The 8,213-nt window shown below is 33.5% G+C and carries 9 protein-coding genes; 3 read left to right on the top strand and 6 right to left on the bottom strand.

The annotated features are described in order from the left end of the window. Window positions 1–75 precede the first annotated feature (75 nt). Window positions 76–1,389 carry an aminotransferase family protein gene (locus BFA01S_RS19695; protein ID WP_066234944.1) on the bottom strand — a complete coding sequence of 438 codons (1,314 nt, stop codon included), beginning with the start codon at window positions 1,387–1,389 and terminating at the stop codon, window positions 76–78. 23 nt (window positions 1,390–1,412) lie between these two features. Then, window positions 1,413–2,153 carry a type I 3-dehydroquinate dehydratase gene (gene aroD, locus BFA01S_RS19700; protein WP_235843077.1) on the bottom strand — a complete coding sequence of 247 codons (741 nt, stop codon included), beginning with the start codon at window positions 2,151–2,153 and terminating at the stop codon, window positions 1,413–1,415. A 177-nt stretch (window positions 2,154–2,330) separates the two neighbouring features. Here aroD and BFA01S_RS19705 point away from each other — a divergent pair, with 177 nt between their 5' ends. After that, entirely contained in the window at window positions 2,331–2,867 is a 537-nt protein-coding gene (locus tag BFA01S_RS19705; RefSeq protein ID WP_066234948.1) for a shikimate kinase, read from the top strand. Between the two features lie 25 nt (window positions 2,868–2,892). On the opposite strand, the gene BFA01S_RS19710 is transcribed toward BFA01S_RS19705, so the two are convergent. The 4 genes from BFA01S_RS19710 to BFA01S_RS19725 form a co-directional block, all read right to left on the bottom strand. Next, window positions 2,893–3,465: an HPP family protein gene (locus BFA01S_RS19710; RefSeq protein WP_235843078.1), complete on the bottom strand. Its 573-nt coding sequence runs from the start codon at window positions 3,463–3,465 to the stop codon at window positions 2,893–2,895. Window positions 3,466–3,564: 99 nt separating this feature from the next. Further along, complete coding sequence (locus BFA01S_RS19715) at window positions 3,565–4,863, bottom strand: uracil/xanthine transporter (RefSeq protein ID WP_066234951.1); 1,299 nt, start codon at window positions 4,861–4,863, stop codon at window positions 3,565–3,567. 221 nt (window positions 4,864–5,084) lie between these two features. Further along, on the bottom strand, window positions 5,085–5,891 hold the full coding sequence (locus BFA01S_RS19720) for a metallophosphoesterase (protein WP_066234960.1): 807 nt from the start codon (window positions 5,889–5,891) through the stop codon (window positions 5,085–5,087). A gap of 75 nt (window positions 5,892–5,966) precedes the next feature. Next, complete coding sequence (locus BFA01S_RS19725) at window positions 5,967–6,536, bottom strand: YkoP family protein (RefSeq protein ID WP_066234963.1); 570 nt, start codon at window positions 6,534–6,536, stop codon at window positions 5,967–5,969. Window positions 6,537–6,913: 377 nt separating this feature from the next. Between BFA01S_RS19725 and BFA01S_RS19730 the strand changes: the two genes are divergently transcribed. Together BFA01S_RS19730 and yidC are read left to right on the top strand one after the other, a co-directional pair. After that, window positions 6,914–7,129 carry a hypothetical protein gene (locus BFA01S_RS19730; protein ID WP_066234965.1) on the top strand — a complete coding sequence of 72 codons (216 nt, stop codon included), beginning with the start codon at window positions 6,914–6,916 and terminating at the stop codon, window positions 7,127–7,129. Window positions 7,130–7,156: 27 nt separating this feature from the next. Beyond that, complete coding sequence (gene yidC / locus BFA01S_RS19735; RefSeq protein ID WP_066234967.1) at window positions 7,157–7,903, top strand: membrane protein insertase YidC; 747 nt, start codon at window positions 7,157–7,159, stop codon at window positions 7,901–7,903. The last annotated feature ends 310 nt before the right edge of the window (window positions 7,904–8,213 follow it).

The following is an 8,213-nucleotide window of genomic DNA, read 5'->3' on the forward strand; positions in this document are numbered from 1 at the left end:
AGTAAAATCAAGGATTTGATAACAGGGTCTTTCAGCTTTTAAAACTTATTAGGGACTTATCGGACAGCCCTATTTTTACTTTTTCTCAAAAGCAGTCAAAATATCATCAATTATTTCAATTATTTTTTCAATTTCATTTTCATTAATAGTAAGCGGTGGTGCAAGTACAATTGTATCCTGAGAATCAAAAACAACAGCACGGCAAATAAGTCCTTTCGCCAAAGCTTCCTTCACAATGAGTGGAGCAATCGGTTTTTCAAATTGTTCATTTGATTCTTTATGTTTTACAAACTCAATCGCTCCCATTAATCCTAAACTTCTTGTTGCACCAACAATTTCCCTTGTTAATTCCAGCTGTTTCAGCCCTTTTAAAAGCTCTTTTCCCATCTTTTCTGCGTTATCAATTAAATTTTCCCGTTCAATGATCTCAATATTTTTTAAAGCAACAGCACATGCAGCAGGATGACCGCTGTATGTATAGCCATGAAAAAGTGTGTCTGTAGATAATTCAATCAATTGTTCATGTAAAGATTTTGATAAGATAACACCGCCTAGCTGTGCATAGCCGCTTGTTACACCTTTTGCAAAACAGACTATATCTGGTACGATCCCATAATGCTCCATTCCAAAATATGTTCCTGTCCTCCCAAAGCCGGTTATTACTTCATCTGCAATAAATAAAATTCGATATTCATCACAAATTTTTCTCACTTCCGCGAAGTAATTTGGTGATGCAATATGGACTCCTCCAGCACCTTGAACCGGCTCAGCTATAAAAGCCGCAACTGTCTCAGGCCCTTCCTTCTCGATTACATCACGTAAAGACTCTGCAGACAGATGATCAGCATAACAAAAGTCAGGTGCCAATGAATTAGTAAAATCACGAAAAGGTTTTAAGCCTGTTGCACTCGTCGCTCCAAGTGCCACCCCATGGTAAGACTTTGTCCTGGAGATGATCTTTTTGCGTGCCTTTTCCCCTTTTAAAATCCAATAATGTCTTACAAGCTTATACGCAGTATCATTCGCTTCAGATCCCCCGGAAGTGAAGAAAACAGCATTTAAATCTCCTTGAGTGATACTTGCTAATTTCTCTGCCAGTTCGATCGCAGGTTCATTGCTAAAAGTAGAAAAACAGGAGCTAAACGCAAGTTTTGACATTTGTTCAAATGCCGCTTTCGCCAGCTCCTCTCTTCCATGACCAATATTTACATTCCATAGCGATGACATTGCATCAATAAATTTCTTTCCATTTATATCATAGAGATAAATATCTTTTCCTTTTGTGAAAATATGTGCAGCACCTTCTGTTTGTTGTTGTTTAAGAGAAGAAGTCGGGTGAATAAAATGCCTTTTATCCAAATCGATCCATTCGTCGATGCTTTTACCCATCTGCACATCAATCCTCTCTTTTTTTAGTTTTCACTTACCGTTTCTTTTACTAAATCAATCACTTTTCTAAGCTTTTCGATCGGCAGCTGACCTGGTGCCGAGCTTTTTTCACCGACTGCAAAAGTAACGGAAGAACCATACATCCAGCCAAGCATTCTGCTGATCGCACCTAACTGTCCCATTGACATTGTAATAATAGGAATATTTAATGAAGCCTCAGCATCTTTCGTCGCTTCTAATAACGCTAACACATCTTTCTCATCTTTAGGCATAACTGCAGCCTTCGCAATATCTGCTCCGTAAGATTCAGCTATTTGCAAACGATTTAAAATTTCAGATTTGTCAGGTGTACAGTCAAAATTATGATAAGATAAGATCAATTTCTTTCCATTTTGTTTGGAAACATCTCTTAATCTTTTTATATATTCTATTTCATTTGAAGCTTCATAATCGACCAACTCAAAAAACTCTGTTTCACATACAGCACATAATAAATCAACTTTTTCATTTTCAGCTAACGGGATTGATTCCCCTCCCTCTTTATGAGATCGGATTGTAAATAGTAATGGAATGCCAGTGCTGTTTTTAAATATTTGTTCGGCAGTAAATAACACTTTATCCGTTTCTGCAATCTGTTCAAAAAAATCAACACGCCATTCAATTAAATCAGGCTGCTTTTGTACGATTGCTATTAATTCTTTTATAATTTCTTCTGTATTTTTACCAGTTAAAGGCGTACATATTAATGGCTTTTGTTCAAACAAAATATTTCCCCCTAAAAAAGTACAATAGTTAATTCAAAATTTTACACCATTTTCACTGTAAAGGGAAACATCTGCAGACAGACAGCCTTTTTACAAATGAAGAATTATATACTATAATATTCATTTATAGAAATATTATGAACTCCTATATTAATTAATGAAAGAGGCCTGTATATAATGGAAAATAAAATGTCTCTTAAAGAAAAAAGTCTCGTTTTCATTGGCTTCATGGGTGTCGGTAAAACGACAATTGGGGAGCTTGTGGCAGAAAAACTTAATAGAGATTTTATTGATATTGATAGAGAAATAGAAAAAGAATATGGTATGCCAACAACAGAAATTTTTAAAACATTCGGTGAAAAGGAATTTCGTGCAAAAGAGAAAGCAGTTATTCAATCTTATTCTAAACAGAAATCAAAGATTATTTCTGTCGGCGGCGGAGCATTTTTGCAAGAAGAAATCCGCAGCATTTGTTTGGAAAATTGTATCGTTTTCTTCCTTGATTTATCCTTTGAATTATGGAAAGAACGGATGAGTTTGATTATTGATACGAGACCTGTTTTACAAGGACGCAGTATTGAAGAAATCGAAGATCTTTTCCTCAACCGCCAGAAAATTTATTCTTCACATCATTTTAAAGTAGCTACTGATAATAAAAATGAAGAAGAAGTCGCAAATTATATTATTGAATGTTTAACGAATAAAAGCGAGTAGAACTAGTCTACTCGCTTTTATTCGTTCATATCCAATATTGTGGATACTGCCTGTTTTTAAATAAATTATTATATAGTATAGATATAAGGACCAAGAGGAGGCTACAGCAAATAATGCAAACAAGGTAATGCCAATTCGCTTCTGAAATAATTGCCACAATGGCGCTTGCTGCTGCTGGAGGATGCATCGTTTTTGTGAGACTCATAATAACAAGAACGATTGCTAGAGTAAAACCGATAGAGAAATAACTGTTACCGATAAGATGAAAAATAATAATACCCGATGTTGCTGAGAATAAATGTCCGCCAATGATTTGCCGCGGCTGGGAAAATGCACCTTTATGAGCACCGAAAATAAGAACACAGCTAGCTGCAATCGGAGCAATGATCGATGGGTAACCGAATGCAAAAGCTATTAAGCTAATAATACTTATTGCGATAGCCACACCGGCTGCTGAAATAATACTATCTAAGTAGTCGATTCTGCTTTCCCGCTTCGTTGCCCCTTTCATCTTCTTTATGTAGGATGCTAAAACGAAAGACGGATCATTTCGAACTGCTTTTACTTCTTTCACAATTTCACTTCCTATAAATATCACGAATTTAATCTTTTTTTAAACATATATTTCATCTACTTATTTTAAAAAACTTATAGTCTTTCTGCAAGTGATTTTTAAAAATACCTATTGTTTCAATAGTTAACTATTTTTACTTTTTACCACACTTACTTTCTCCCAATTGATTACCCTCTCTAAAACAATCGATAACAGGACACCCATTATAAAACCATTGCTTAATATCGGACGAATATAAAGCGGTATATCTCCGAATAGATCTTTGTCTATCGTCATAATACAAACACCAGCAAGCACGGGGACTGCAAGACGATAAATTGTTTTTGAACTAAATACATATCCATTTAAACTTTTTAAAGATGTTCCAAACAATTGAATATATGCGACAAATAAAACAGCGTTCCCAATCGTAATCGGCATTGTTGCAAGCAAGGAACCCAGTGCTGGAATAACACCTAAAAGCGCCATTAAACCACCGCCAATTAAAAACGGTTTGCGGTCAAATATTCTCGTACTCTCTAAAAAACCGATGGAAGAAGCATATGGTGAATAGGAAAACATTCCGATTAAGGGAGAAATACCTGCAAAAATACCAGTTAATAAATAGGAATTTCTATATTGCTTCATTGTCGGATCTTCATTATAAAACTTTGATACCGCCTGAACAGAAGCAATAGTGTTACTTAAATTAATTAAACAGCCTAAAAAAGTAATTGCAATAATACCTATTTCTAAGTTCGGTTCCCCTAATGGAAATAATTTAAATGCAGCTGCTTTATTATTTACCGGCTCCCCAGCTGAAAACAATAATGAATAACCAATCCATCCGACAATCATTCCTATTAAAATAGCAAAGTTACTAAGCATTTTATTCCCTTTTATATTAAGTAAACAAACGAAAGCAACAATAATAAATGAAAATAAAGTAATGTGTAAATTAAGCGAGCCGTCACTATTTATTTTTAACATCCCGCCAAAGAAAATAATAATAAGCTGAAAAGTTAATAAAAACAAGTAAACGGTCATTACCATCGGAGAGAATATTTTCAATACGAATGGCACTAAATTACATACAGCAATTAAAATAGTAGCAGCACATGCAAGCAGCATTCCTGTTGCTATCCCGCCTCCAATCACAGATAAACTCATCCCCATTGATGATGCAGAAAAACATAAATTTAAAATAAGTCCCCAAACAACACCTGAAGGTCCTTCCATGATTGGATAGCGATGTCCAATAAACCCTTGCAGCATGCATGCTGCACCTGTAAATAAAAGTGAACTGCGAAGAATCGTTGCAATATCTTCAGACGGCAGTCCAAAAGCAGTCCCAATCGAAATTGGTACAACGACTACATTTGCAAAAATAAAAAACAACCACTGTACAGAACCAAATGCGGTCGTTAATGATCCCTTTGACATTTTTCTCACCTTCCTGCTTTAAAAGAACTATCTGTTAGAAAATCTACTGGTATCTCTTTACATTATACTTTATTAGAAAGAGACTTCAAAAAGATTGAATTACCGCTCTTACTTTAATATGTATTGAAAGGATATGCTATATGTCATGTATTTACCCATTATTCTCCTCTAATAAAATAGAAACAGCAGCATCCTGCCGAATGCCGCTATCTTCCCTATTTTTAAGACACTTCATGAAAGGTAATTTCCGGTCTGCTTCCAACACGAATATTTACTCCTGTTTGTCCTAGCCCTTCACTAATATAAAATGGTTTCCCCTCATGATAGTGAAGTCCTTTCACCATATTCATCCTAACAAGCTTGCCCATTTTAATAAGATGATATGGTTTTGGCCAATGGATTTGTCCTCCATGGAAATGGCCAGACAGCAAATAATCAAATGGCCTGTCCTTCATTTCCAAAACAATATTAGGATCATGTGTTAAAACTAAATTATATCCGTTTGGTAATTCTTTATATGAACGCTCAATATCGCTTCTATTTGTACTATAATCATCTATTCCAATAATATTGATATTTTCACCATTTATCTTTAATGTAATACGTTCATTTTGTAATGTTTTACAGCCATACTCTTCTAGTGTATTTTTCAATTTTTCAAAGTTGTTTTCTCTTAAAAAATAATCATGATTCCCAAATACAGCATACATTCCATACTTCGGATTCAATTTATTAAGCTCTTCTAAATAAGGAATTAATTTTGGAATACTTCGTTTTCGATCAAGAAAATCACCAGTTAAAGCAATCATGTCTATTGTCTTATTTCCAATAATACTAGACAATTCTTTCGGTGAAATAGAAATATTTTCAAGATGAATATCTGATAGATGGAGAATTGTTAACTGTTTTTTAGAATTTTCAGTCTCTGATTTCCTCAAAGATACTCTATTTACCTTGATTTTTTTTGTATTTTTATATGCTCTATAAAAAACTAATATTAAAATAAAACCGAGTAGAAAATAAACCACATTATCCCCTCCCTTTTAAAATTATAAAAGGGAATGGGGATAACTAATAGTGGGAGTTAATGGGAGGTATTTCATTTAATTGTGATTTTTGTACATTTTATAAAGCTTTTCTTTCGACATTATTAAATATGACGGCTTCAGATTTATAATATTTCTCGGATGAATTGAGGAAGAAGATAAAAAATAAATAGGTAGCTGTCCAATTTTTTTAAATAAAATATAGAATTTATTTTCAATTGGAAACTGTTCAAATCCTAACTGGTTAACACCTTTGTTGATCATCGTAATACCGATAATTCCTTTTATATTTTTCCTTTTGGGAAGAGAATCAATATATTGAACTAATAAAGGCATAGAATTCTTCACTTTTTTGTAAACTATTCTTCCCCTTTTAAGCGGGTTCTTCACGAGGGCAACATCTTTTAATAAAGCAACATTATATAAATGAATCTTCAAAAAAATATCGTTTGTTTCAACTAATGTGCCATCGGATAATATAACGCTTTTCCCTCTATACTTCATTAGTCTAACTCTGAACACAATATCCTTTTTATATCGGCATTTAACATTTTCAAGCCTTGTAATAAAAAAATAGAGCGGATCAAAAAATTTCCAAATAGATAAAAAATATGAGCGAATAAACATCCTCTTTTCTCCTTTCCTTTTTAGGATGTTAATTTTTCACCTTTTTTACATATGGAAAAGATAGGATTTATCTTCTTGGAAAAGGCAGAAATAAATCACTTCACGCGAGCAACGTATGTGTGACCCATATCTGTGCGAGCCTCACCTAACCATCAGCCTGGATGAGAAAAATCCCACTGAAAGAAATTTCACCTTATGTATGATTTCTAAAAATGACGGCACACTTACAGTAAAACTAAGATTGTCACAACATCCTTAATAGTCTATACTTTAAGATAGAAATTTATTTTTAGGAGCTGGTCGGTATATTTGAACTTATTATCGATCTTACTAATTTGCCCGCTATTTATACGATCTATGTCAGCTTCATACTAGGCATGTCATTAAAGCTTTTATTTAGCTGGGCTATTGAATATTCATTTATAAACTCTGTTACAGAGTCAACAAATACGAATAAATTTGAACAAATTGATAAACAATTTTTAAAAAGAAAAGAACAAATCCATGCGATAGATAAATGGATCACGAGGATTATTAGACGTAAAGAATCTCCGCCTGACGATAAAGAAGATCACTTCCTTCTCCATATTTAATTATTTTAAATTTGAGGAGGAAATTCATTGTTTCATAAAACAAAATTATTATTTATTTTTACAAGTATTCTCTTTATCATTTCGGGATGCTCACAGCAGCCTGGACAAAATAATACAGGGTTTTTCCATCAATATTTTGTGGAACCATTTTCTTATTTAATTCACTTTTTTGCTGAATTAAGTAATGGAAGCTACGGAGTTGCGATCATTTTAATTACACTTCTTATTAGGATCTTATTATTCCCTTTCATGCTTCGCCAATATAAAAGCCAGCAAGCAATGAAAGAAAAAATGGAGTTAATCAAGCCCGAAATGGAAATAATCCAGAAGAGAATGAAAGAAGAAAAAGATCCTGCAAAACAGAAAGAAATCCAGCAGGAAATGATCAAACTTTATCAAAAGCATAATTTTAACCCGCTTAATATCGGCTGTTTGCCACTGCTTATTCAAATGCCAATATTAATGGGACTATACTATGCAATTCGTGGTTCCAATGAAATTGCAACACATTCCTTTCTTTGGTTCAACTTAGGACAGCCTGATATTGTAATGACAGTTTTAGCCGGAGCTATTTACTATATACAATTTGTTGTCTCTCAAAGAACATTATCCGAAGAACAGAGAAAACAAATGAGATTTATGGGTTTACTGTCACCAATTATGATTATGATCTTTTCTTTTTCATCACCTGCGGCACTCCCGCTTTACTGGTCAGTTGGCGGATTATTTTTAATTGGACAAACCCTTTTAAGTCAGAAGCTTTATAAAAAGTAAACGGTTAGAGAGTGACTAAATAAGGTCACTCTCTTTTTTATATTAAAATCTCTCTTCTTCCTTAGCAAAAAATATATCTTCATTACAATTCCATCCATTCTATCTATCTTAAAATTAGCAAAATAAAAATGTGAATTTTTTTTGAATTTTCTATTGATTTTTTAACTAATCTGAAAGATAATATAAATATTCACAGAATGTTCACATTCAAAAGGGGGATTTCACAATGAATATTACTTTACGAAAAGCAGCTAGAGCAGCTATTGGAGCTAACTTTCTCATCCTTTTAACATTCTTATCACTGCCGGCG

It is taken from the genome of Metabacillus fastidiosus NBRC 101226, assembly GCF_001591625.1.
GTDB lineage: Bacteria > Bacillota > Bacilli > Bacillales > Bacillaceae > Metabacillus > Metabacillus fastidiosus.